General features: G+C 63.6%; 24 protein-coding genes. 7 read left to right on the top strand and 17 right to left on the bottom strand.

The window, feature by feature from the left end:
• Window positions 1-24: 24 nt before the first annotated feature.
• The 9 genes from BLW36_RS11050 to BLW36_RS11010 all read right to left on the bottom strand — a co-directional run bounded on the left by BLW36_RS11050 (window position 25) and on the right by BLW36_RS11010 (window position 7667).
• Entirely contained in the window at window positions 25-1371 is a 1347-nt protein-coding gene (locus BLW36_RS11050) for an SLC13 family permease (RefSeq protein ID WP_139304866.1), read from the bottom strand.
• 75 nt (window positions 1372-1446) lie between these two features.
• Window positions 1447-2190, bottom strand: coding sequence for a hypothetical protein (locus BLW36_RS11045; protein ID WP_091388218.1), 744 nt, complete (start codon window positions 2188-2190; stop codon window positions 1447-1449).
• Window positions 2191-2217: 27 nt separating this feature from the next.
• Window positions 2218-2628, bottom strand: a complete 411-nt coding sequence (locus tag BLW36_RS11040; protein WP_091388216.1) for an ACT domain-containing protein — start codon at window positions 2626-2628, stop codon at window positions 2218-2220.
• Between the two features lie 30 nt (window positions 2629-2658).
• On the bottom strand, window positions 2659-3375 hold the full coding sequence (locus BLW36_RS11035) for a hypothetical protein (RefSeq protein WP_139304865.1): 717 nt from the start codon (window positions 3373-3375) through the stop codon (window positions 2659-2661).
• Window positions 3376-3458: 83 nt separating this feature from the next.
• Window positions 3459-3944 (bottom strand): hypothetical protein, encoded by a 486-nt coding sequence (locus BLW36_RS11030; RefSeq protein ID WP_091388212.1) that lies wholly within the window; start codon window positions 3942-3944, stop codon window positions 3459-3461.
• 270 nt (window positions 3945-4214) lie between these two features.
• Window positions 4215-4682: an ecotin family protein gene (locus BLW36_RS11025; RefSeq protein ID WP_091388209.1), complete on the bottom strand. Its 468-nt coding sequence runs from the start codon at window positions 4680-4682 to the stop codon at window positions 4215-4217.
• A gap of 50 nt (window positions 4683-4732) precedes the next feature.
• Window positions 4733-5944 (bottom strand): c-type cytochrome, encoded by a 1212-nt coding sequence (locus BLW36_RS11020; protein WP_091388207.1) that lies wholly within the window; start codon window positions 5942-5944, stop codon window positions 4733-4735.
• A gap of 154 nt (window positions 5945-6098) precedes the next feature.
• On the bottom strand, window positions 6099-6797 hold the full coding sequence (locus tag BLW36_RS11015) for a thiol:disulfide interchange protein DsbA/DsbL (protein WP_091388205.1): 699 nt from the start codon (window positions 6795-6797) through the stop codon (window positions 6099-6101).
• Window positions 6798-7010: 213 nt separating this feature from the next.
• Window positions 7011-7667, bottom strand: coding sequence for a c-type cytochrome (locus BLW36_RS11010; RefSeq protein WP_091388203.1), 657 nt, complete (start codon window positions 7665-7667; stop codon window positions 7011-7013).
• A gap of 124 nt (window positions 7668-7791) precedes the next feature.
• On the opposite strand from BLW36_RS11010, the gene yihA reads away from it, so the two are divergent.
• On the top strand, window positions 7792-8430 hold the full coding sequence (gene yihA, locus BLW36_RS11005; RefSeq protein WP_091388201.1) for a ribosome biogenesis GTP-binding protein YihA/YsxC: 639 nt from the start codon (window positions 7792-7794) through the stop codon (window positions 8428-8430).
• Window positions 8431-8442: 12 nt separating this feature from the next.
• Here the strand turns inward: yihA and BLW36_RS11000 are convergent, their stop codons facing one another.
• The 6 genes from BLW36_RS11000 to BLW36_RS10975 all read right to left on the bottom strand — a co-directional run bounded on the left by BLW36_RS11000 (window position 8443) and on the right by BLW36_RS10975 (window position 13783).
• A complete protein-coding gene (locus BLW36_RS11000; RefSeq protein WP_091388199.1) occupies window positions 8443-8631 on the bottom strand; it encodes a hypothetical protein in 189 nt (62 codons plus the stop codon).
• A 15-nt stretch (window positions 8632-8646) separates the two neighbouring features.
• On the bottom strand, window positions 8647-9102 hold the full coding sequence (locus BLW36_RS10995; protein WP_091388198.1) for a hypothetical protein: 456 nt from the start codon (window positions 9100-9102) through the stop codon (window positions 8647-8649).
• A 566-nt stretch (window positions 9103-9668) separates the two neighbouring features.
• Window positions 9669-11504, bottom strand: coding sequence for an adenosylcobalamin-dependent ribonucleoside-diphosphate reductase (locus BLW36_RS10990; RefSeq protein ID WP_091388196.1), 1836 nt, complete (start codon window positions 11502-11504; stop codon window positions 9669-9671).
• A 16-nt stretch (window positions 11505-11520) separates the two neighbouring features.
• The gene (locus BLW36_RS10985) at window positions 11521-12489 is read right to left on the bottom strand and encodes a ribose-phosphate diphosphokinase (protein WP_091388195.1); all 969 of its coding nucleotides are present in this window, start codon (window positions 12487-12489) and stop codon (window positions 11521-11523) included.
• Window positions 12486-13130 (bottom strand): dienelactone hydrolase family protein, encoded by a 645-nt coding sequence (locus tag BLW36_RS10980; RefSeq protein WP_091388193.1) that lies wholly within the window; start codon window positions 13128-13130, stop codon window positions 12486-12488. Before BLW36_RS10980 ends, BLW36_RS10985 begins: the two co-directional genes overlap by 4 nt.
• Window positions 13127-13783 (bottom strand): phosphoribosyltransferase, encoded by a 657-nt coding sequence (locus BLW36_RS10975; RefSeq protein WP_170833191.1) that lies wholly within the window; start codon window positions 13781-13783, stop codon window positions 13127-13129. The genes BLW36_RS10980 and BLW36_RS10975 overlap by 4 nt, the downstream gene beginning before the upstream one ends.
• 77 nt (window positions 13784-13860) lie before the next feature.
• Here BLW36_RS10975 and BLW36_RS10970 point away from each other — a divergent pair, with 77 nt between their 5' ends.
• On the top strand, window positions 13861-14904 hold the full coding sequence (locus BLW36_RS10970; RefSeq protein WP_091388189.1) for a hypothetical protein: 1044 nt from the start codon (window positions 13861-13863) through the stop codon (window positions 14902-14904).
• A gap of 269 nt (window positions 14905-15173) precedes the next feature.
• On the opposite strand, the gene polA is transcribed toward BLW36_RS10970, so the two are convergent.
• The gene (polA, locus tag BLW36_RS10965; RefSeq protein ID WP_091388187.1) at window positions 15174-17912 is read right to left on the bottom strand and encodes a DNA polymerase I; all 2739 of its coding nucleotides are present in this window, start codon (window positions 17910-17912) and stop codon (window positions 15174-15176) included.
• Between the two features lie 356 nt (window positions 17913-18268).
• Between polA and BLW36_RS10960 the strand changes: the two genes are divergently transcribed.
• Both BLW36_RS10960 and BLW36_RS10955 read left to right on the top strand, forming a co-directional pair.
• Window positions 18269-18562, top strand: coding sequence for a hypothetical protein (locus tag BLW36_RS10960; RefSeq protein WP_091388186.1), 294 nt, complete (start codon window positions 18269-18271; stop codon window positions 18560-18562).
• Between the two features lie 306 nt (window positions 18563-18868).
• Window positions 18869-19327: a hypothetical protein gene (locus BLW36_RS10955; protein WP_091388184.1), complete on the top strand. Its 459-nt coding sequence runs from the start codon at window positions 18869-18871 to the stop codon at window positions 19325-19327.
• 16 nt (window positions 19328-19343) lie between these two features.
• Here the strand turns inward: BLW36_RS10955 and BLW36_RS10950 are convergent, their stop codons facing one another.
• A complete protein-coding gene (locus BLW36_RS10950) occupies window positions 19344-20222 on the bottom strand; it encodes a metal ABC transporter solute-binding protein, Zn/Mn family (protein WP_244506219.1) in 879 nt (292 codons plus the stop codon).
• Window positions 20223-20328: 106 nt separating this feature from the next.
• Between BLW36_RS10950 and znuC the strand changes: the two genes are divergently transcribed.
• The 3 genes from znuC to BLW36_RS10935 all read left to right on the top strand — a co-directional run bounded on the left by znuC (window position 20329) and on the right by BLW36_RS10935 (window position 24809).
• Window positions 20329-21141 (top strand): zinc ABC transporter ATP-binding protein ZnuC, encoded by an 813-nt coding sequence (gene znuC, locus BLW36_RS10945; RefSeq protein ID WP_091388182.1) that lies wholly within the window; start codon window positions 20329-20331, stop codon window positions 21139-21141.
• Complete coding sequence (locus BLW36_RS10940; RefSeq protein ID WP_091388181.1) at window positions 21142-21942, top strand: iron chelate uptake ABC transporter family permease subunit; 801 nt, start codon at window positions 21142-21144, stop codon at window positions 21940-21942. It begins immediately after the preceding gene.
• A gap of 248 nt (window positions 21943-22190) precedes the next feature.
• Window positions 22191-24809 carry a TonB-dependent receptor gene (locus tag BLW36_RS10935; protein ID WP_091388179.1) on the top strand — a complete coding sequence of 873 codons (2619 nt, stop codon included), beginning with the start codon at window positions 22191-22193 and terminating at the stop codon, window positions 24807-24809.
• The last annotated feature ends 95 nt before the right edge of the window (window positions 24810-24904 follow it).

Here is a 24904-nt window from a genome sequence, read left to right as displayed (position 1 = left end):
CGGGCCAGCGCTGCGCGGCCGCTGCTAAGTCAGCAAGCTTACCATGATCCACAGCAGCGGAATGGCGGCCAGGTTCAGTTTCAAACCCGCGCGCAGCATCTGCCCCTGGCGAATCATGCCGGTGCCGTAGGCGAGCGCGTTGGGTGGGGTTGCCACCGGCAGCATAAAGGCGCAGGTAGCGGCCAGGCCGACACCGAAGACCAGCGGGTAGGCGATCGCGGGGTCGAACTGCTGCGCCAGTGCGTAGATCACCGGCACCAGAATCGCGGCGCTACCGGTGTTCGATGCCAGCTCGGTGAGGAAAATCATCAGCGCGATACAGGCGGTGATCAGCAGCCAGGCGGGCGCCTGCTCCAGGCCGCCGAGCAGCGACTGTGCCAGCCACAGGGAAGTACCGGTCTGCTGCAGTATCGCCGACAGGCACAGACCACCGCCAAACAACAGCAATATGCCCCAGTTGATCTGCCGCTGCAGGTCCGGCCACGTGATCAGGCCGAACAGCGGTGCCGCGGCGGTAATTCCGAGCCCCACCACCGCATCGAAGCTCCTGCCCAGATCCAGCCAGCGCGCGATCAACCCGGAAAAGCTCCAGCACAGTACCGCGGTCACAAACAGGATCACCGCCCCTATCGCGCCCGCGCTCCATTCCTGTGTCGGTACTTCCACCCGCTGGATTTCCGCCTCTTCCCGGTCCGGCCGCAGCACCAACCACAACACCGCCAGCACCAGCGGGAACATGGCCAGCGTCACCGGCAGGCCGACCTGCAGCCAGGAGACGAAATCCAGCTCGAGCACGCGCGCGGCAATGGCGTTGGGCGGGCTGCCGACTATCGTCGCGAGGCCGCCGATATTGGCCGCGTAGGCGGTGCCGAGAATGGCGAAAGCGCGAGTGCGGGGATGGGTGTCGTCCACCAGCGACAGTGCGATCGGCAGCATCATCGCGGTAGTGGCGGTGTTGCTCATCCACATCGACAGGAACGACACCGTGGCCAGGAAGCCGATCAATGTCGGCCACAGGTGGCCGCGTCCGAACTTGAGTACCCGCGCGGCCAGGCGCCGGTCGATACCGTGATTGTTCAGCACCGCGGCCAGCGTAAAACCGCCCATGAACAGAAAGATGATCGTGCTGGAAAAAGGCGCGAGTGCGTCGGCCGCCGGCATCAGTCCACTGAAATAGGCCGCCGCGGGCACCAGCAATGCGGTGACCGGCAGTGGAATGATTTCACTCATCCACAGTCCGGCGGCGGCGAGCAGGATGAACAGCCCCTGCCGCTCCAGTCCCTGACCCGCGAGCGCAGTGGCGACAATACTGGACAGCAGCAGCCACGCGGCGATGACCACCAGCTTGATCGGCAAGGACAGGTTTTGCACAGGAGGGCTCCGCGTTGTGGTTATCGGTCGCTAAAGATAACAAACAACGGCGCCGGCCATATTCCCTCAATCGGGTCAGGCGGCGAGATCGAGATCCGGGAAAGCCCTGGTCACTGCCGCGACCGCTTGTTCATGGGCACTGTCGGCACAGAAGTCGCCGTGGGCGGCCATAAAATGCAGGAAGGGCAATCGCAGCAGCCGCTGGAAATCCTCTTCCAGCCAGTGCGCCGGATCGCATCCCTCCGGTGTCATGCGCAGCCGCCACGTCGGTGCCACCTGCATGCCGCGGCGGAAGCCAGCCAGGCGCAGCAGGTTTCTGCCGCACCAGCTGCAACCGTGCCACGAGTCCCAGAACTGCAGCGCGTCGCAACTCAACAACAGGCCGCCATTGAGCGGCACCCACATCACCGCCTCCGGAAAACGGCTGTGGGAGAACTCGATAAAGCGGCCATCAGGGACCGGGCAGGCGCCACCTTCGCGCAGCAGTTCGTCGGCGACCGGCGGGTAGAAATCGGAATCGGCCTGACGCCAGAAGGTGACGTTGAAACGGTCGCGATAATAGAGATCGTCACAGCCGTGGTAATAACCGAGGCGCACCGCATGGCGCACATTGCCCAGGTCCTGCAGCTTTTCCTCCTGCTGGGGGCGCAGGCGTACCGGGTTGACCAGGGTCAGGTCGTCACCCCAGCGCACAATGACCATATTGCGGTTGATGATCGTCGCTGGTGCGAGTTTGGACGTGCCGGGCACATAAAAGAAATCCGGCAGTAGCCGGCGGATTTCACCGTGGGGCTGGGGCGGGGGGTATTCGATCCGCATAGCGGTACCGCGCTGCCCGCTAGCGGCTCAACTGTACTGTGCCCGGTTGCAAATCCCTCGCAGCAGCTGCAGCGCTTGCTGAGCTTTTTCCTGTGGCACAAATACGTGATCGTGATGCAGCGCCGCCACCACGTTGGCACTGATGCCCGCGTTGGCGAGTTCGGTGGCGACCGCCGCAGTAAGGCCGACCGCATTGAGACTGGAAAACACCTGCAGGGTAATCTGGCAGAAGCCTTTACTCGCTGTCAGCCCGCGCTGCTCGGCTGCGGATTGTGGCAGTATCGCGCTAAGCCCTTCCCGCTCGTGAAAAACGCACAGACAGTCGTCAAGTAATTCGTGCAGTTCGGCAGGCTGTATTTGGCAAAAAACGTAAACCCCTTCCTGTATCTGTGGATCCAGATTCTGTAGCAGCTTTTCCAGGCAGACTTCTGCATTCATACCGTGTGATCGCCACCATCAAGTCGGGTTTCAGTTGCTTTTTGTCTTGCGCGCGCTGCGCCCGGCGCTGCCGGCAGAAAATTCGGTAAACTCCTCGCCTTCGAATTCCGGCTCGCCCTCTGCCGGAGTGGTATCCACTTCAATTTCGGCGCTGGGTCGCGCGTCCCGTTCCCAGCGATTCAGGGCCAGGTCGATATCCTGTTCCAGATTCAGACTGGGAAAGTCCGGGCAAGGTGCATCCTTTTGCGGATCGTGCCAGGCGGACAGCGGCGCGACAAATACTACCAGAGATTTGTGCAGACGATTGCGGCCGATACTCGCCTCGGTCCAGGTGGTCTGCCAGGCAAACTTTCCCTTTACCGCGTAATCGCTTTCGTAGGATTTTAGCGTCAAGAAATATGGGTACAGTTTCCCGCCGCGGCAGACGATACGGCGCTCGGTTTTAATATTGGTCATCTGCGTGAACGGATCGAAATACCAATGGATATCGTATCCGTAGGCAAAACGCATTTTTCCCTGTCGTTCGAGAAAGGCGTAAGAGCGGCCGGTGCCGTCTGACTTCAGACTCCAGACGTGGCGCGCCTCGCCATCGCGGGAAATCAGCCAGGCGCCGACCCACTGTTCCGCCTCGAAACGCGATTCCGCCTCCCAGCCCGCCGCCTCACTTTCCGAGGCGGTTTCTTCGGCCAGGGCAGCGACACACGCAAACAGCAATGTCAGCGTGAGAATCAAGCGTCGCTGTATCACTGCGTTACTCCAGTTCCGCTTTACTCCTCCGTGAAATTTATTTCCTTCTCGTTCAGTAATTGGCGTTGCCGGGACAGCGCACATTAACTCGTCAGGTCGGGGCAGCTGCCTCCGGCGCGTGGCGTATTCCAGCTGCTCAGGCGGCGCTGAAAGCTCAGCAGACCTCCGCCGTCCTGCAGCCAGTGGCGACCGTCCACTACCGAAAAGTCTAAGGTGATCGGACTCCAACCGGTAAAGCTCACCGCGACGACGCCGCCGTTACAGCGCACCGAGGCGCCGGTGCGGACACGCACGCGATCGCCCTTCAGTTGCCAGCTGATCGCAAAGCCGTGGGACAGACGACCACTCGGATGAAAACCGTACGCAAACCCTGTGCCGTCGGCGTGTAGCTGCCACACCAGTTGATCGTCGCCTTCACTGACGACCAGCCAGTTACCGGCCCACTGACGCTGTGCGGATTCCGCCGCGGCGGCCAGTGGCAGCAGCAGGAACAGCAGCAAAATCACTGCATGGGTTTGTAGGAAGGAAATCAACAGACGGGCGGCCGAGGGATGACGCAACAACTTCATGCGTACCTCTGCTTTGTTCGACCGGAAGCCGGAACTTCGGGTCAGGGTTACTGCGACTGGCGGCGCTGGTCACCGCCGATTTTCCTGTCCGGGGTACAGCGATGGCGCCGCACTCCGGCATGAAAAATCGCTTAGGCGCTATTTTTCACGTCCCTTGCCAAATAAGGCTAGACGCAAAATCCCACCATGGCAGCAGAAGCTTCAAAAATATTCATTCAGACGCCACAGTCAGTGCGCCGTGGCTGTTGGGCTTGCCTGGTTGGCATTTGCCTACCTGGTGCGTGCTTCGGAGAAGTTTTTGTCGGCGCGCCAGACGCGGTATTTCAGCTCGATTCCCGCCGGCACATAGACGACCAGCGGCAGGTCCGCATTGTAGGGCAGCATCAGGCTTTCATCGCGCATGCGGACGAAGCGCCGCTTTTTCTTGTAGCCCGGCGGGCAGGCCTTGAGGGTGGTGGCGCCGGCCACCGGATCGGACAGCACATAGTAGGTGTAGCCCCAACCCTCCACGGTTTTGCGCTCAATCTGCGCGTGGTAACTGCGCCGGTTGCAGTCGACCAGTTCCATACGGCCGGGAACCAGTTCCACCATAAAGCGGTTCTCGTTCGCCACCTGGGGCAAGCGAATGACCTGGCGCTGCTTGCCTTCCACTGTGGCCGGAAAAGCATCCAGGTCGCCCGCGCCCGCCGGGGCAACCAGGCAAAACAGTGTGGCAAGCAATACACAGCGCAGTGCCATGGCGACCTCCTTACTTGCTTCTGGATCGTCCTGCTGGCGTGTAAATCTTCTTACAGTCTAGACAGTTTTCTGCGGCGCAGGCCAAACCAGAGCAACAGACCGAGCGCCACTGCGGCGGCGAACAGGAATGCGGCCCACAGGTAATAGTGCTGCGTAGCTGCGGGGGGCTCCAGGCCGGCGCGGGCCTGACTGAGGGCGCCGCGCAAGCGCTGGAAGGCGGCGATCACCTCCGCATTGGGAGCATCACCGAGAATCGCGCTGCGCAGCGCCTGCCAGTACTCGGACAGCTGCGCTGCCAGCGGCGCGTCGCGTTCGCTGAGCTGCTCGCGCACCGGTGCGTAACCCTGCCGGAAGGCGAGCATCAGCTTGTGGTAGGCACTGGCGCTGTCGCCGGCGCGGTAGGCGGTTTCCGCCAGCTGCAGCAAGCCGTCGGCGCGCGCCAGCGGATGCTCCAGCGCCCGCACCCGCTCCGGGTGACCGCGCGACCACAGCAGGGCCTCGGCGGCGTCCGCCGGCAGTTCGACCGGCCGCGTCGTCGCCATGGCCGGCAGGCCGATCAGTGCCGGGTAGCGCTGGGCCAGATCCGCCGGCGGCGGTGCGTCGCCGGCCACCGCGAAGTTGGCCACGGTCACCGCCAGTGCCCAGCGCTGCCGACTGCTTAGATCGCCATCGATGCGGGCGCCGTGTACTTCGTCGGCAAGCGGGTCGAGCGTGTTGTAGAGGTCGTAGAGGCTGAAACTGGCCATGCGCTGGGGGTCGCGCAGGTCTGGTGTGTCGCCGCCACCCTGGCCGTCCGCGCCGTGACAGCCGGCACAGCGCTCCCGGTAGAGAGGTCGGGCAAAAGCCGCGGACGGCAGCATCTCTGCCGGCGAGCGCTGCAGCTGGTAGAGTGCGGCGAGGCGGTCGGCGGCGGCATTGGCGCGCCGGCGGATCTGTTCGCCATCGCGTTTCTCGGCAATCGCCACATCCAGTTCCAGCACGCTTTTTTCCAGCGCCGCGCGGCCGGGCTTGTCCGGCAGCTGGCGCACCAGCTCCAGTGCCCGCGCCAGGTAACGGCGCTGCTGTTGGTAGAGGGAATTGTCCTGAATTTCCCCGTTCTTGACCGAATCCCCATAATCCACGGCGATATAGGAGAGCAGATTGCTGGCCTGAGCTGCGAGGGGTTCCCGCTGCGGCGCGTCCTGCGCCAGTACCACCGGCGACAGCCACAGGCTAAGGCTCAAGAGCAGGCACAGACGGAAAACTGACCGGTAGCGTCGCATCGGAAATTCTTTTTCTGGATTCGGCAAAATGTTAGCAGCCCGGCGCGCGAAGCGGCGTGTTGGGCGAATACAAAACGCTGCGCGGTTTCGCCGTCGGCAACCGCCGGGCAATAAAAAACCCCGCTCGTGGCGGGGTTTTGCATCGATGAACCGATCAGCCGCGCTCGGCGCGCTCCTTGGCGATCAGGTAGTCCGCAACCTGCAGCATCAGCTCCTGACCGTTGCTCTTGCCTTTGAGGCCCGGCAGCGAGGTGCTGATACGGTACTTGCCGGCGACAACCATTTCGGGTGTGCCAGACAGCTGGTAGGCGCGCTGATTGGCCATGCCCTGCTTGACCTTGCTGTTGATGGAGAAAGAGTTCATCAGCTTGGCGGCCTTGGCACCGTCGGCGCCGTGCTTGTTGAACAGCTCCTCGATCGCCGCCAGGTCCGGGTTCCAGTTGCGGCCGTCGCGGGTGGCAAACATCTTGCGCTGATTATTGATCGCGTTGAAGATCGGTGAGTGCATCTTGTCCAGTACACCCATCGCATCGGCGACGTAGTACATACGGGCATGCACTTCCATAACCGGCTGCCAGATCGCCGGGATCTTCACCAGCTCCACATCCGCCGGCATGTCTTTTTTCCAGCTGTCCAGCGACGGCTCGAAGTGATAACAGTGGCCACAGCCGTACCAGAACAGCTCGGTCACTTCGATCTTGCTGTCGTCTTTCTGCGGTACCGCCTGCGGCAGGACCTGGTAGTGCTGGCCGGCCTTGAACTCACCGCTGTCCTGGGCGCAGGCGACTAGGCTGAACAGCAATGCCAAAACCATGGCGAATCCCTTGGACAGGGGGGCAACGACGGCTCTCATAAGTCTTCTCCAACTTTATTTTCGGGCCCGGGGGCCTCATTAGTACTCAATAGACAGCGCAGATTATTTAAGTTCCCGCCGGCGCACGCAAGGATCCTGAGCAATAAATGCACAATTTGGCAGAAATGCGCCGATCGGAGCCGATTGACAGATATTTCGCACACAAAAAAGGCCGGGACATGACCGGCCTTTGTCTCAGTTGTCGCGTCGCGATCAGTCGGTCAGGCCCGCCACATAGTTGGCCAGTGCCTTGATCTCGGCGTCGGACAGCTGCTTGGCCACGGTGCGCATGACACGGGTGTCGCCATCGTTGGTGCGGGTGCCGGCGCGGAACGCCTTGAGCTGGCTCTCCACATACTGCGCGTACTGGCCCGACAGGCGCGGATAGCCTGCCGGCGCATTGCCGATACCGGTCGGGGAGTGGCAGCCCATGCACGCCGGCACGCCGGTTTCCGGATTGCCGGCGCGGAACAGCTCGCGGCCCAGCATCAGGCCGTCTACGCTTTCGCCACTGTTCAACATCACCGAAATCGCCTCGGAACCGGCCAGCTGCATCGGCTGGGAAGCGAAATAGGCGGCCATGTCCTGCAGGTCCTGCTCGTTGAAATTATCGAGCTGGCCGATCATCTGCGGCACTTCGCGCTCACCGCTCTTGATATCCATCAGCTGCTTGGCCAGGTATTTCTCGCCCAGGCCGGCCAGTTTCGGAAAGGTCGGCGCCGGGCTGTTGCCGTCGGCACCGTGACAGGCGGCGCACTGGGCGGCCTTGGCCTTGCCGGCGGTGGCGTCTCCGGCGGCCATCGCAAAAGGTGCAGCCCCCACGAGCGTCAGACCGAGAGCCAGAGCGGTGTTCTTAATAATGCTGTTCATACGTCGTCCCATAGCGCGCTGAAATATGGCATCTTGCGCCGCCCCCAAATAGTCCTGCGACGCGTAAACCGCGGCATTATATACTTGCGCGCCAAGCGAGTGTACCGAATCAGCAGACTTAACTATGTCAGACACCCAATCAGCACCCCATCCGGAAAAGCTCAACTACCGCACTGTGCAATTTCTAACCAGCGCACCGACCCTGGCCGAGTGCCCGCCAGACAACGGCGCCGAGGTGGCTTTCGCCGGGCGCTCCAACGCCGGCAAGTCCAGTGCGATCAACGCGCTGACCGGCAACAGCAAACTGGCGCGCACGTCGAAAACGCCGGGGCGCACGCAGCTGATCAACTTCTTCAGCGTGTCCGACCAGCAGCGTCTGGTCGACCTGCCGGGCTACGGCTACGCCAAGGTAGCGCGCTCGATGAAAGACGAGTGGCAGCGCCACCTGGCGTTCTACCTAGAGAAGCGGCAGTGCCTGCGCGGCCTGGTGTTGCTGATGGACATCCGCCAGCCGCTGAAGGAGTTCGACCTGCATATGCTGACCTGGGCGGTGGAGTCCGGCCTGCCGGCGCACATACTGCTGACCAAGGCCGACAAGCTGAAAAACGGCCCGGCCAACAACACCCGCTTCGCGGTGGAAAAAGCTCTCAAAGAGCAGGGACTGGATACCGGCGTCACGGTGCAGATCTTTTCCTCCACCAAGAAGACCGGGCTCGACAAGCTGGAGCGCAAACTCAATGCGTGGCTCGCGCTGGAGCAGTGAGATTGCGCCGCGCTAACCGCCGGCGTGCGGGCCGGCACGGGACAGCAACGACTGCAGCAACACGCGCCGCAATTGACGGCGCGCCAGCGGTGTGAGGCCGCGCAGGTCCTCTGCCCTGAGTCGGCGCTGTGCCAGCAGCGCGATCAGCGTCTCCTCGCGTATCTCAATCTGCAGAAATTGCGCTGATTCGGCGGCGTCCACGGGGCGAGAACCGGCTCAGTGCAAGCGCCGGGCGCCGGCACTGTCGCGGGGCCAGAGCTGCGGCGCCGCCGTGTGAGGCTCACCGCCGTAGAGGGTGCGGAGGCAGTCGGCGGTGATCTGACTGATCTGATCGTTGCGCGGGTTGTGCAGCTCCCGCGCCAGCCGTGAGCTGGCACCCACCAGTATGTAGTTGCCCAGGCCCGCGTCGCCGCACTGCCGGTAGGCATCCATCAACTGGCGGGCACTGTCACTGAAGCGCACGGCCGCGACGGCATAGCCGGGCCAGCACTCACCGAGCAGGAAACTGGCCAGATCGAAGGCGCAGCCCAGGTAGGGGATAGCCTCGGCGTAACTGCGTTCCTCGCACAGATGTGTACCCCGCTCAACCCAATCCAGCCACGCCCGCTCCGCGCGATCGGTATCGGCCGTCAGCCACTGGCGGTGATTGGCACAGAGATAACGTAACTTCACGGCGATCTCCTTATTTGATTCTCACACATGCTAATGCGACGCATTATCATTTGCAACAGGAGATCAGGCGCTGACGGCGCCAGCCGCCAAAGCGACAACAAAGGAAATACGAACCGTGGGTAAAGAATAAAAAAAGCCGGCAGATGGGGACTGCCGGCTAGGGGTCAGTGCCCTTGGGGACGGGCACTAAACAGACGCACCCAGGGGGACGGGTACGCCTGTGGGTTCACACCCAACAAACTTTCTGTTTCCAGCCAATTCAACAATAGGTTCGCCGCTGTGGTTTCCCCAGTGAATCTGTGACCGGCAACATCGGTCGGAGCGCAGATACTAGCCCTTCTACGCCGGCTTTCCGCAAATGGATTCCAATCGGTGTCATAGCCGCCGTTTATGCAGGCAAAAAAAAGCCCCGACGTTGGGGAGGTATCGGGGCCGGGGAAGCTGATTGTGTTGGGGTTTGAGGAGCAACAATGATTCGTAGGTTTAGAGGGGCTGCAGCGGTGGTGGTTCCAAGCCATTGGGTAAAGAAGCGTTAACGGTAATCTCCGAGCAGATTCCTGTCGGCATTACTCGCCTTCGCGCTCTATATTGCAGCAGTGGCTGGCCGGCGCTTCGTCGCCGCTGGTCAGCACCGACTGGGTGACCGGGTTGGGCCGAAAGGTCGTACAACCTTTCAGCCCCAACGCAAATGCCTCGCGATACAGGGACTGGAACGCCTCGAACGGGTAATCGGCCGGCACATTGACCGTCTTCGAAATGGCGTTGTCCACGAACGGCTGGAGCGCCGCCTCCATCTGCAAATGCGCCCGCGGCGTCAGGCCGCGCGCGGCGACAAAGACCTCCGGCAGCGCGTCGCCGTTGCCGCCGCGATCGCACCAGAGCCGGTAAGCGGGATCGACGATATCGAACTCGCGGTAGTCACCGCTCGCGGTCAGCACCCGGCGGCGGTGGCGGAAATCGAACACCGGTTCCACGCCGCTGGACACGCAGTTCGCCAGCAGGCTGATGGTGCCGGTGGGGGCGATCGCGATCAGGTGGCTGTTGCGGATACCGCCGGCGGCTATGTCGCGGCGCAGCTCGTCGGGCAGCGAGCGGATATCGGCGCCGCGCAGGTAATCGTCGCGGCGGAAAAACGGGAAGGCACCCTTCTCTTCTGCCAGCGCTATCGAGGTGCGGTAGGCACTGTCGCGCAGCGTCTGCATCACCCGCGCGGCCAGCTGCCGCGCGGCGTCGCTGTCGTAGTGCAGGCCGAGGGTGATCAGCGCGTCGGCAAGGCCGGTGATGCCGATGCCGATGCGGCGGCTGCCGCGCGCCTGCTGTTCCTGGGCCGGTAACGGGTAACGGGACAGGTCGATCACGTTGTCCAGCATCCGCACCCCCAGCTCCGCGCAGTCGCGGATGCCGTCCCAGTCCAGCCGCGCGCGGTCGCCGAAGGGTTCGCGCACGAACTGCAGCAGATTGACCGAGCCGAGGTTGCAGGCACCGTAGGGGGGCAGCGGAATTTCGCCGCAGGGATTGGTAGCGCTGATCTGTTCGCGATAGTGGAGGTTGTTGTGCCGGTTGATCTGATCGACAAACAGCACCCCCGGCTCGGCGCAGTCGTAGGTGGCACGCATGATCTGTTGCCACAACTGGCGCGCCGGAACCCGGCGCAGTACCCGGCACGGCACCGCCTCGCCCTCGCCGCTCCAGCGGCGCGCGATCAGTTCGTCGCCCTGCCCCTCCAGGTGGCGGTCCGGGAATACCAGCGACCAGTCCTCGTCGCCGTCCACCGCCGCCATAAATTCGTCACTGACCAGCACCGACAGGTTGAAGTGGCGCAGTTCGCGCGGGTCGCGCTTGGCCTCGACGAAGCGCTCGATATCCGGGTGATCGCAGCGCAGCGTGGCCATCATGGCGCCGCGGCGGCTGCCGGTGGACAGCAGCGTCGCGCACATCGCATCCCAGATGCGCATGAACGACACCGGCCCCGAGGCGATGGTGCCGGTGTGCTGCGCGCGACTGCCAGCCGGCCGCAGCGTGGAGAAGTCGCAGCCGATGCCGCCGCCCTGCTGCATCGTCAGCGCGCCCTCCTTGAGGCGCTCGAAAATCGCCTCCATCGAGTCCTCGATGGCGCCCATCACGAAACAGTTGAACAGGGTTACGCGGTGGGCGGTGCCGGCGCCGGCGAGAATGCGGCCACCGGGCAGGAAGCGGAAATCCGCCAGGTTGTGGTAGAAGCGCTGCGCCCACAGCTCGTGCTGCAGTGGCTCCATCGCCGCCAGCGCATTGGCCAGCCGGCGCCAGCTGTCTTCCACGGTCTGGTCGAATATGCGCTCGCCGTCTCCCCGGCGGCCGGCGCCCCGGTGGCGGTACTTGGTATCCCAGATAAATGCGGAGATTTCGCTGTCGAATCGCGACATACGGGCCTGTTAACCCCTAGACACTGAGCTGCGCCGCCGGGCCGCTGTCGTGCAGGCGGCGGATCGCCTCGGCGATCAACGGGGCGCAGTCGACCACCTGCAGCTTGCCGGCGCCCTGGGCCTGCGGCAGGGAATTGGTCACCGCGACCGCTTCGAGTTCCAGCTGCTGGATATCAGCCAGCGCGCCGCCACAGAACTGGCCGTGGCTGGCCAGCGCGATGATGCGCTCGGCGCCGCCACTGACCAAGGCGTCGGTGGCGCGGGACAGGGTGCCGCCGCCGGCGATCAGGTCGTCGACGATCACAACACTGGCCCCCTGCACATCGCCGACCAGCACGCCGCCGCTGAGGCGGTCGCCACTGCGGTATTTCTCCACGAAGGCGCGACCTATCTCGCGCTCCAGCCGTTCGCCCAGCGCCGTGCGCAGGGCCTCGGCGCGCTTGACGCCGCCCACGTCCGGCGACGCCACCACCAGCGGCCGCTCGTCGCCAGCCAGCCGTTCGGCGGCGTATTCCACGAACAGCGGCTGCGCCGGCAGGTGCAGGGTACGGCAGCGGAAGGCGTTCTCGAACGCGGCCTGGTTGTGCACATCCAGGGTCACCACCGCGTCGGTCCCGAGCGACTCGAACAGGCTGGCCAGGTAGCGGCTGGAGAGGGGATCGTGCAGCTTGGTGCGCCGATCCTTGCGCGCGTAGCACAGATACGGAACCACCGCGGTGACGCGGGCGGCGCCGGCGTCGCGCAGCGCGCCGAGCAGGAACAGCACCCGCACCAGCCGGTCGTCGACGCTGCCGCGCTCGTCGCCATACAGGGACTGCACCAGGTAGACGTCCGCCCCCTCGACGTCGTCGAGCGGGCGCAACTTGTGCTCGCCGTCGACAAAATCCCGCTCCTCGTGCGCGGCCAGCGGCTCGCCGAGGGCGGCGGCCACGCGGCCGGCGAAGTCGGCACCGGCATCGAGACTGAACAGCTTCAGGCGACTCATGACAGGTGCAGCCGGAACCACTCGATGGCGAGGCGCACCACCTCCTCCAGTGTGCCCGGCTCCTCGAACAGGTGCGTGGCGCCCGGAATGATCTCCAGCTGCGGGCTGTTGACCATGCGCGCCGCCGCCTGCTCGTTCAGTTCGATCACCTGGGTGTCGTCGCCGCCGACGATCAGCAGCGTCGGCGCCTTCACCAGTGGCAGGTCGGCGCCGGCCAGGTCCGGGCGGCCGCCGCGGGACACCACTGCCTTGACCAGCAGCGGGCGTTCGGCGGCGGCGATCAGCGCGGCCGCGGCGCCGGTACTGGAGCCGAACAGGCCGAAATTCAGTTGTTCCGTTGCCGATGCGTGGGCGGCCCAGTCCACCGCCGCCGCCAGCCGCCGCGCCAGCAGGTCGATATCGAAGCGGTACTCGCGGGTGACCTCGTCGACCCGGTGCTCCTCGGCGGTGAGCAGATCGAACAGCAGCGTGCCGATGCCTGCACCGTTCAGTTGCTCGGCGACCATATTGTTGCGCGGGCTGAAACGGCTGCTGCCGCTGCCGTGGGCGAACAGCACCAGTGCACTGGTGCCCTGCGGCAACGTCAGGAAGCCCTCCAGCCGTTCGCCAGCCGCATCGACCAGCACCTCAGTGCGATTCATCGGCCACCCCCCTGCAGGTCTTCCGCCTCGCGCATCATCGCGATCACCTGCTCGTCGTTCAGCTGGGAAAAGTCCCGGTACCAGGCACCGATGGCCCAGAAGGCCTCGGGTGTCATCAGGCATTCGATGCGGTCCACCAGCGCGGAGAAGCGGTGCAGCGAGGATGGCGGTGCCACCGGCACCGCCAGCACGATGGAAGCCGGTTGCTGCTGGCGCACCGCGCGCACCGCCACTTCCATCGTGGCGCCGGTGGCGATGCCGTCGTCGACCAGAATCACACAGCGATCTTTCAGTTTCGGCCACGGCTTGTCGCCGCGGTAGCGCTTGGCGCGGCGCTCCAGTTCCGCCTGCTCGTCGCGCGCGACGGCCTCCAGCGCCTCGTCGGTGATGCCGCAGCCGCGCACCACATCGTCGTTCAGCACCCGCTCACCACTGGCGATGGCGCCCATGGCCAGCTCTTCGTGGCCGGGCACCCCCAGTTTGCGTACCAGCATCAGATCGAGCGGCGCGTGCAGCACGCGCACCAGCTCCAGGCCGAGCGGCACGCCGCCGCGGGGCAGGGCCAGCACGATCACATCTTTGCGGTTCGCGTAGTCGCGGAGAGATTCGGCCAGCATGCGGCCGGCCTCCACACGGTTCTCGAAGGGCGTCATCACAGCAGGAACCTCGATGACTTCGGCGATAGGTAATAAAACTAGACTAGCAAACAGGACCACAGACAAAGCGCGCCATGACTGACCCTGCCGTCAAGCTGCCGGACCTGGAAGAGAAAACCCGCTTTCTGCTCGCGGCCGCGAGCTATCCGGAGGCGACGGCATCGGTGCGCCTGGTGGAAACCCATATGGCGCGGGTGTTTCTGACCGACCACTACGCCTACAAAATGAAGAAACCGGTCCGCTCCAGCTACCTGGATTTCAGCAGCCTCGACAAGCGCTATGCGGTCTGTCGCGAGGAGCTGCGCCTGAATCGGCGCCTGACCGACAACGTCTACCTGGAGGTAGTGGCGCTGCGCATGGACCCACGCGGACGGCTGACCCTGGGCGAAGGCGGGGTGCCGGTGGAGTGGCTGGTGAAGATGCGCCGCCTGCGCGAGGACGCCAGTCTGCCGGCGCTGATCGACACCGCGACCACGTCGATGCTGGCGCCGCTGCTGCAGCGGCTGTGCGACTTCTATCTCGACGCCGAGGTAATTCCACTGACCGGGCCCCAGTATCTGGCGCGGCTGCGGCGCCAGTGCGAGGACTGGCACGAGCGGCTGCTGGCCCCGGAACTGGAACGGGAACTTGCGCTCAACGTCGGCGAAATCAACGCTATTGTCACGGCGTTGCTGGAATACCAGACCAGTGCGGCGGAACTGCTGGGCGGGCGCGCCGAAGCGGGCAGGATCGTCGAGGGTCACGGCGACCTGCGCCCGGAACACTGTTTCCTGACCCAACCGCCGCAGGTGATCGATTGCCTGGAATTCAACCGCACACTGCGCTGCGTGGATCCGGTGGATGAGCTCAGCTACCTGGCGCTGGAGTGCGAGCTACTGGGGCGCAAGGACCTGGGCGAGACGGCGCTGGAGAGCTACTACCGCTGTTGCGGCGACCGCCCGCCGCCGGCGCTGGCACGCTTCTACCGGGCCTACCGCGCGCTGTTGCGCGCGCACCTGGCGGCGGCGCACCTGCAGGACGGCGAGGTGGCGGAGCCACAGAAGTGGCGGCACAAGACGCGCATCTATCTGGAGGCGGCGCGGCGCTATTGCCTAGACGGGAACCTTGGAAAAACCTAGTTTTTCAGGGCGTTCCCCAAAAAAAATGCCCCGGACTTGGGGGAGCTCCGGGGCAAACATCTGACTTCCTTGGGGGATGATGACGCATTCCAACGATCTTGCCTTTTTAGAGCGGCTGTCGCCGGAACGGTTCCGCGGTTTCCGTTAAAAAGTGTAAAAATTTTGATCAATGCACGCATTCTGTCGCCGCTTTCCTTGCCTGTGCGGGCGGCGGCGCCAGGGGGCTAATGCGGACGCCGTCAGGCGCCCGCGCAGTAGCCACCCACACGCTAGTGGGCCTCGTCCCAGTTGATCCCCTTGCCCAGGTCGACGATCAGCGGCACATCCAGCTCGGCGGCGCCCTGCATCAGCTCGACCAGCCCGGCACTGACCTGCTCCACCTCCTGCTCCGGCACCTCCAGCACCAGTTCGTCGTGCACCTGCATGATCAGCTTGCTGGCCAGTCCCTGCTCCGCCAGCCAGGCGTCCACGGCGACCATCGCACGCTTGATGATATCGGCGGCGGTACCCTGCATCGGTGCGTTGATCGCGGTGCGCTCCGCCGCCTGGCGCTGCATGCCGTTGCGGGAGTTGATCTCCGGCAGGTACAGGCGGCGGCCGAACAGGGTTTCCACATAACCCTTCTCCGACGCCTGCTTGCGGGTGTTCTCCATATACCGGAGAACGCCCGGGTAGCGCTCGAAGTAGCGGTCGATATAGGTCTGCGCGTCGCCGCGCGGAATGCCCAGCTGCCTGGCCAGGCCGAAGGCGGACATGCCGTAGATCAGGCCGAAGTTGATTGCCTTGGCACGGCGGCGCTGCTCGTCGCTGACTTCGTCCGGTGTCACCTCGAATACTTCGGCGGCGGTGGCGCGGTGGATGTCGGCGCCATGGGCGAAGGCATCCACCAGCCCCTTGTCGCCGGACAGGTGTGCCATGATGCGCAGCTCGATCTGCGAGTAGTCCGCGGCGATGATCACGCTGCCGCCGTCGATGCGCGGATCGGCGACAAACGCCTGGCGGATGCGGCGCCCCTCCTCGGTGCGGATCGGGATGTTCTGCAGGTTCGGATCGCTGGACGACAGGCGTCCGGTGGCGGCCACCGCCTGGTGATAGGAGGTGTGCACGCGGCCGGTGGCCGGATCGATCATCTGCGGCAGCTTGTCGGTGTAGGTGTTCTTCAGCTTGGCGAGGCCGCGGTACTGCATGATCAGCGCCGGCAGTTCGTGGCTGTGGGCCAGCTCCTGCAGCACCGGCTCAGCGGTGGACGGTGCACCCTTGGGGGTCTTCTTGATGACCGGGATCTGCAGCTTCTCGAACAGAATCGCACCCAGCTGCTTGGTGGAGCCCAGGTTGAACTCCTCACCGGCGACGGCGAAGGCCTGCTGCTCCAGCTCGCGCATCTTCTGTTCCAGCTCGGCACTCTGTGCCGCCAGCATCTTCGCATCGATATAGGCGCCGTTGCGCTCGATGCGTGCGAGTACCGGCAGCAGCGGCATCTCGATCTCGTCCAGGACTTTTTCCAGCGACGGTTCCTTCGCCAGGCGGCCGGACAGCTCGCGGTGCAGGCGTAGCGTGATGTCGGCGTCCTCTGCGGCATAGGGGCCGGCCTTGTCCAGTTCGATCTGGTTGAAGGTCAGCTGCTTGGCGCCCTTGCCGGCGATATCCTCGAAGTGCACCGTGTGCTCGCCGAGATACTTGAGCGCCAGGCTGTCCATATCATGGCGGCTGGCGGTGCTGTCGAGCACATAGGATTCCAGCATGGTGTCGCGGGCGATTCCCTTCAGCGCGATATCGTAGTTGGCGAGGATATGGCTGTCGTACTTCAGGTTCTGGCCGACCTTCTTCTGCCGCTCATCTTCCAGCAGCGGTTTCAGCTTCTGCAGCACCTCGTCGAACGGCAGCTGCGCCGGCGCGCCCATATAGTCGTGGGCCAGCGGCACATAGGCGGCCTGGTACGGCTCCACCGCGAATGACAGCCCGACCAGTTTCGCCTGCATGTAATTGAGGCTGGTGGTCTCGGTGTCGAAGGCAAAGATCTCCGCATCCTTCAGCTTCTGCAGCCAGCCGTCGAGCTCGGCCATGTCGGTGACGATGACGTAGTCGCGCTCGACCGCCTCGGCCATGGCCTCCTCCGCCTCATCGCCGGACAGTTCCTCCAGCCAGCCGCGGAATTCCAGCTCGCCGAACAGCTCCACCAGCCGGTCTTTGTGCGGCTCGGCATTGTGCAGGTCCCGCGGGTGGTAGGGCAGTTCCACGTCGGTCTTGATGGTCGCGAGCTGGTAGGACAGCTCGGCCGCGTCGCGGTGCTCCGCCATTTTCTTGGCCAGGGTCTTGGAGCCACGGAAGCCCAGCGGCGCTATCGCATCCAGGTCGGCGTAGATGTCCTCGAGGCCGCCGAGGTTCTGCAGCAGCGCCAGCGCGGTCTTCTCGCCGACGCCGGGAACGCCGGGGATGTTGTCGGACTTGTCGCCCATCAGCGCGAGGAAGTCGATGATCAACTCCGGACCTATGCCGAATTTCTGCTTCACGCCTTCGCTGTCCATCTCGGTGTTGGACATGGTGTTGACCAGGGTGATGCCCGGGCGCACCAGCTGGGCCATATCCTTGTCGCCGGTGGAGATGATCACTTCCTGTCCGTCCCGCTGAGCCTCCAGCGCCAGGGTGCCGATGACATCATCGGCCTCGACGCCGTCCACCACCAGCCGCGGCAGCCCCATGGCGTCGATAACATCGTGGATCGGCTGGATCTGCTCACGCAGGTCGTCGGGCATCGGCGGCCGGTGGGATTTGTACTCGGCGAAGAGTTCATCGCGGAAGGTCTTGCCCTTGGCGTCGAACACCACCGCCACGGTGCTGCCCGGGTGCTCCTTCAGGTGGCGGCGCAACATGGCGATGACGCCGCGCACCGCGCCGGTGGGCTTGCCGTTGCTGGTGGTCAGCGGCGGCAGGGCATGGAAGGCGCGGTACAGGTAGGAGGAGCCGTCCACCAGGATCAGCGGGGCGGCGTTGCTGTTCTTGTCGGTCATAAATCTATGAAATCAATTGTTGGAATGTTTGTGCGAGAGGCGGTGTGGAGGCCGATAGCATAACGCCCTTCGCCGGCTTTTTCTTCTCGGCGCAGGCGCCTTTTGCCCCAGAACGGCGGGCAGTTCTGTTCGCCGGCAATCCCCTCTTCAATTTGACGTGCCGACGGCGGCAGTCATCGCAGCGGCGGCCGGAACCGCGCGCGCCTATCTAGGCTTGCTTCACGGAAACGACATTCGTTGTTCACGAAAACATCCGCGAGCCGTTATTTGCCGGCAACAGCCGCGCAGTGTAATGGCCGCCCGGCGACAGAGCGCCGGGTTTCAGCACCGCAGACACCACAGGGAAGGGTTAGACCATGAAGGGCGTGATATTCACCGGTTTCCTTTTCGCAGCAGTCACTGCCGCCGGCTCCGTGCTGGCGGCATCCGGCGAGCATCCACTTGTCGCCGCGAACCAGCAACAGGACGCGACCGAGAAACTGGAAATGAAAGGCGAGCAACGACACGAGGCGCTGCTGCAGGACGCCAAGCGCAGCCAGAACGAGGCGCTGCTGCAGCGGCAGATGTATCAGCTGGAACAGCTGCGCCGCCAGGCCGAGCGCGATGCGGCGCGCGCGGAAAAGCTGCAGCGCTTCAAGGAAAACTCCTAGCCTCTCTTTTGCTCTGGTAGCTGCCGCGGGCGCCCGCGGCAGTCTGAACCAGTCACGGGTCGCCCCGCTAATCCCTCCCACCTCTGTCAGGCCAGCGTGCGCACAACGGCGCCGCGCCACAGGTGTTTTTCCCGTTCACAGCGTTCATACAGCCCGCACGAACGCGCCCTCACACCACCGCTCTGTGGGTGGCAGTCACCGCAGTCCCGCAAGCGAACCCGCTCGCGCCTTCTAGGCTTTTAAAGAGCGAATCCTGCCGTGCGGAACAACCGCCGCTGATAGGGAGTTATCGAGAGGGCTGTAACCATGAGCTATACAATTATCCACCGCCTGCTGCTGACATCGGCAGTGTTTATCGCGCCCGCACTGGCGACGGCGGACGGAATCGGGCGCGACAGCGGCGCGGCAAACCTGCCCGGCGAGATGGAATATATCGAGGTTATTGGTGAGCGGGAGGCCGATGACGCAGCGCGGGAAAGGACCCGGCAGGCGCGCCAGTTCAAACAGCAGCAGCGACAACGCAGCCGGCTGGAACAGGTCCACTCGCTGAGGCTCCGCCAGCAGCAATTGGTGGAACGGTTCCGCGCGGAAAAAGAACGGGCTCTGGCCAGCGAACAGGACAAGCGTCGCAAGGCAGCCCAGGAAGCCGCGCAGGCGGAGGAATTACGCCGGCAACAGCAGCGCATCCGCGCCGAGGAGCTGCGCCGGCAGGAGGAAGAGCGGCTGCGTACGGAGGCACAGGCGCAGCAACAGGAACCCTCCTGACCGCGCAGCGCCGCCGCTAGTTGTCGGCATCGGCCGGAGCAACATCCGGCACCTCCGCAAGGCAGCTGCGCGCCTGCGCTAGCAGCTGTTCAATCAGGTTACGATAATCGGCATCCGCCGGCAGCCGCTCGGCGAGCGGATCCAGCGCCGCGTAGCGCAGGCCGAGGTTATCCGCCGTCTGCCGGTCGCGATCGTTCGCCGGCACTTCACCAAACAGACAGCCGTCGCCGCGCCCCTGCAGTTGCAACAGGGCCCGGGCGCCGTGCCCGCCCTTGCCGCTGTCACTCAGAGAGCGAGTCGCCACGCCGGCGGAGCCAAAGAAATGGCCATAGGCATCATGGGTCACGACGATCGGCACATCGCGATAGGCCCACAGGGCCCGGTCCAGCACTTTCTGCAGGTTGGCCATGGCGCGGGAAAAGTCGCGCGCGCGGCTACGGTACCCTTCCGCCTGTTGCGGCTGCAGCTCGGCCAGCCGTTCGGCGATCTGCGCGGCGATCTGCGCCGCATTGCGCGGACGCAGCCACAGGTGCGGATCCGTAGCCGCGGCACCCTCGTATTCGTAATCGCCCGCGCCGAGCAGTTGCAGCTGCCGCTCGGCGGGTAGCAACGCCACTTGCCTGGCGAGCACGCTTTCCAGCTGCGGCCCCATCCACACGACCAGCCCGGCGCGCTCCAGCGCCGCGCGCTCCGATACGTTGGGCGCATAGTGGTGCGGATCGCCGCTCTGGATCAACACACGCACCGGCATCTCGGTGCCGACAATTTCCCTGGCGATCAGCGCCAGCGGACGGATACTCACCACCAGTTCACCGTTAGCAGTCGATGCGGGTTTGCCACAGGCGGCGAGCAGAATGACGGAAAACAGCAACAACAGGCGCGTAACGGGCAACATGGCAGACATTGGGCGGCAAAAAACTGCGATATAATCACAGCCGGCCTGCGCCCGCCAGTCGCAGGTACGATAGATCTTCATTCTCGCCATTCGCGGAGATTTCACCCTGACGCATTCCGAGCCGCTCATCACTGCCGACAATCTCGGGCTGGAAATCGCCGGCCGGCAACTGCTGCAGAACATTACCCTCGAGCTGCAGCAGGGAGAAATCGTCACCGTTATCGGCCCCAATGGCGCCGGCAAGACCACCCTGCTGCGGCTGCTGCTCGGCCTGACCCGCCCCACCAGCGGCAGTGTGTGGCGCAGGACGGATCTGCGTATCGGCTATATGCCGCAGCGATTGCAGATCGATGCGTCCATGCCGATGTCGATCAAGCGCTTCCTGCTGCTGGGACAGCCAGGGCTCAGTACCGATGCGGCGCAGGCGGCGCTGCAGCGTGTCGGTGCCAGCCAGCTAAGCGACGCCAACCTGGCCGAGCTGTCCGGCGGGGAAATGCAGCGGGTGCTGCTGGCACGTGCCGCGTCACGCAAGCCACAACTACTGGTACTCGACGAACCGACCCAGGGCGTCGATGTCGGCGGCCAGAGCGAGGTGTATCAATTAATCGCCGCGCTGCGAGACGAGCTGGGCTGTGGCGTGCTGCTGGTTTCCCACGATCTGCACCTGGTCATGGCGGCGACCGATAAGGTCCTGTGTATCAACCAGCACATCTGTTGCGAAGGCCACCCGGAACAAGTGAGCCGCGATCCCGCCTACTTGGAGCTATTCGGCGACAAGGTGGCGCCCTATACCCACCAGCACAATCACGCCCACAGCCTGAGTGGCGATGTCGTCGACGAGCACGGCTGTAACCACTCAGGGCATCACTCGCACAATCACAGCAACAACCACCCCGACAAACAAGACGAGCGCAAATAAGTGGTGCAATTCAGCGAGCTGCTGCACAGCCAATTTCTCTGGTACGCCCTGGCCGCCGGCCTGCTGGTCGCACTGGTCAGCGGCCCGCTGGGCTGCTTTGCCGTATGGCGGCGCATGGCCTACTTCGGCGATACCCTGGCCCACTCCGCGCTGCTCGGCGTCACCCTCGGCTTCGTGCTGCAGATAATGCCGACCCTCGCCGTCGGCGCCACCTGCTGTGCCCTGGCGGTACTGCTGGTCTACCTGCAGCGCCGGCAGAAATTGTCCGTGGATACACTGCTCGGCATTCTGTCGCACTCGATGCTGGCGCTTGGTATCGTCACGGTCAGCCTGTTCAAAATTAAAGTCGACCTGCTGTCGCTACTGCTCGGCGATCTGCTCGCGGTCAGCGGTCGCGACCTTGTACTGATGCTGGCCGCGGCCGCGCTGATTGCTGCACTGTTGTATTTCTTATGGGAGAAATTGCTGGCCTTCACCCTGCACGAAGAGCTGGCCGCGGTGGAGGGCGTACCGGTGGAAAAAACCCGCCTGGCACTGATGCTGATGCTGGCGCTGCTGATTGCGATCGCTATGAAGGTGGTCGGCGTGTTGCTGATTACCGCGCTGCTGATTATTCCCGCCGCCGCCGCGCGCAAGCTTGCCAACACCCCCGAGCGCATGGCTGTACTCGCATCGACAATCGGCTGTATCGCGGTACTACTTGGATTGCTGGCGTCCATTCTGTGGGATACGCCGGCGGGGCCGTCGATAGTGCTGGCGGCTGGAATGATTTTTCTCGCGTGTCAGTTTCGCACCGCCTGATACTTTTATTGGCCGTATCCGCCGAGCCCACACTATTCAAATATTTTCGATCTTTGCATTCTGGTACGGCCCTCGCATTTGCGACGCCCTCTACCAGATAATTGAGACCGCCTTCACCAATCCCCTCAATAATTGCTCGTCCCGTCGCCGGCCAATTGTTTCAAAATTCGGCCGTTGCTAGTGTTGCCCGACGACCAGTCAGTTTCGGTCAGTCACCAATAATGACAATAAATGGACGAGCAACGATCATGGAAAAACAAACTTTTCGTCGTAACGCACTGGCTAGCGCCATACTCACCGCGGCCGCTGCGGCCGTACCGCAAACTCTTTTCGCCGCCGAAGAAGGCGCCATCGAGGAAGTCGCGGTAGTCGGCTCGCGCATTCAACGCAATGCCGAGTTCGAGACGGCCACCCCGATCCAGGTGATGGATCGCGAGGCCATCGAAAAATCCGGCTACACCAACCTGCAGCAAATGTTCGAAAAGAACCCCGCTGCCGGTAACGGCACCTTCTCTACCCGCGGCAACAACCAGGACTCCACCGCCAACGGCGCCGCCGCAGTAAGCCTGCGTGGCATGGGTGCCGACGCAACCCTGGTACTGGTCAACGGCAAGCGCGTCGCCATCAGTGCCTTCGCCGAGAGCATCACCACCAACTTCGTCGACATCAACAGCATTCCGTTGGCGGCAGTAGAGCGGGTGGAAATACTGAAGGACGGCGCCTCAGCGATCTACGGATCCGATGCCGTTGCCGGTGTGGTCAACCTGGTGCTGCGCAAGGATTTTGAAGGCACAGAGATTTCCGTCGACTACGGTGGTGCCGACGGCTATGACGAGCAGTCAGTAGCCGCTGTCTGGGGTGTCAACGGCGACGACTCGAACCTGACTCTGATCTTCGATCATCACAGCAACTCGACGCTCGCCAGCGTGGAACGCAGCGGCCTCGACACCGCCGACCAGTCCTCCCGCGGCGGTATGGATTTCCGTTCATCGCGCGGTTACCCGGGCCGCTTTATCGTCGACGGCGAGACCACGATCGACCCGGGTTGTCCGGCCGGCAGCGCCTTCGGCCAGACCTGTGTTTACGACTACGGTCCCTGGACCCTGCTGACACCGGAAGCCGAGCGCACCGGTATGCTGATGTTGGGCCACTCCCAGTTGACTGACAGCGTGGAGTTTTTCAGCGAAATCGCCGTGCAGCACAATACTTCCATCGCCCAGGGTGCCCCCACCCCGTTGGATGAAGATGCCGGCCTGACCGTGCCAATCACCCATCCGAACAACCCGTTTACCGGTGCCAGCAGCATTGATGTGGGCCGCTACCGCACCGTCGATGCCGGCGCGCGCCAGTGGAGTATCGAGACCGACAACCTGCGTGGTGTATTCGGCTTGCGCGGCAGCGTTGCGGACTGGGACTGGGAAGCGTCCGTGCAGCGCTCGCGCAGCGAATCCACTCAGACCGGCAACCGGTCCCAGGGCTGGGTGCGCACCGACCTGCTGCAGCAGGAGATCGATGCGGGCCGCTACAACCCATTCGGCGGCGTGCAGAACCCGCAGTCTGTGATCGACTCCATTACCACCAGCCTCGTGCGTCAGGGTAAATCCGAATTGCGCGGCATGGATTTCACCATCAACGGCAACCTGTTCGATACCGCCAACGGCGCTATCGCCATGGCCGCCGGTGTTGAGCACCGCGAGGAAAAGGCTTCCGATATTCCGGACGACCAGTTCCAGCGCGGCCTGATCTTCGGCACTGAGTCCGTATCCGCCTCCGCCAGCCGTGATATCACCTCGGCGTTCGTGGAATTCGCGATTCCGCTGCCCGCCAATCTGGATCTGACTCTGGCCGGCCGCTACGACGACTACAGTGATTTCGGTACCACTACCAACCCGATGGCCAATCTGCTGTGGACCGCCAGTGACAAGCTGTCTCTGCGCGCTTCCTGGGGTACCGGTTTCCGCGCGCCGTCTCTCGCCCAGATTGGGCTGGGACCGTCGCAGGAATCCATTTTCTTTGCCGATACTTTCGGTTGCGCCGTCAATGACGCCTACTGTGCCAGCACCGATTACACGATCGAGTTCGCCGGCAACCCGGATCTGGAAGCTGAGGAGTCTGAGTCCTTCAACCTGGGTGCGGTGGTCAAGCCCATCGATGGCATGCAGCTGTCCGTGGATTACTGGAGCATCACCCAGGAAGGCAAGATCGACGAGGTGCCCTTCGGCTACCTGTATAGCCAGTTCTGTAACGACCAGAACAGCACTGTGTGCGTCCGTTCCGCGCCTCTGCCCGGCGAATCCCTCGGCTCCCTGCAGTCCATCAACAGCGGCTTTATCAATATCGGTGAACAGACAGTTTCCGGTGTCGACATGAGCCTGGTTTACTCCGGTATGGCTGTGGCCGGTGGCGATCTGGGTCTGCGCCTGGATTACTCTTACCTGGCCGAGTTTGAGCGGGTGGAATTGAATTCCAGCGGCGACGACTTCCTGACCCGTGACCTGGCCGGCGAGTATGAATACCCGCAGCACCGCTGGGCAGCATCCGCGGACTGGGCACGCGATGCCTTCGCGTTCACCGTGGGCCTGAACTATATCGGCGAGTTTGAAGACACGCCCGATATCGATTTCGACGGCACCCTGGACTATGACACCAATGATTCCCGTACGGTGGACTCGTTCATGACCGTGAATCTGCAGGCACGCTATACCGGCTTCGACAATATGGTGCTGAGCCTCGGTGCCGACAACGCCCTGGATGAGGAACCGCCTTTCGCAATCGGTGACGGCGACTCGGACCTGTATGGCTATGTATCCGGCCTGCACGATCCGCGCGGTCGCTTCGTTTACGGCAAGATGACTTACAGCTTCTAAGTCACCGCGCCGTTAGCGTAGCAACCAAACAAGGGGAGAGCCTCGGCTCTCCCCTTTATTTTTTGCGGTATTAGCGCGGTATATTTCGGCGAATG

Origin of the sequence: Microbulbifer marinus (assembly GCF_900107725.1) — a bacterium.
Lineage (GTDB): Bacteria > Pseudomonadota > Gammaproteobacteria > Pseudomonadales > Cellvibrionaceae > Microbulbifer > Microbulbifer marinus.
Note: the sequence above shows the minus strand (reverse complement) of the source record. Positions and strands in the feature narration are given on the sequence as shown.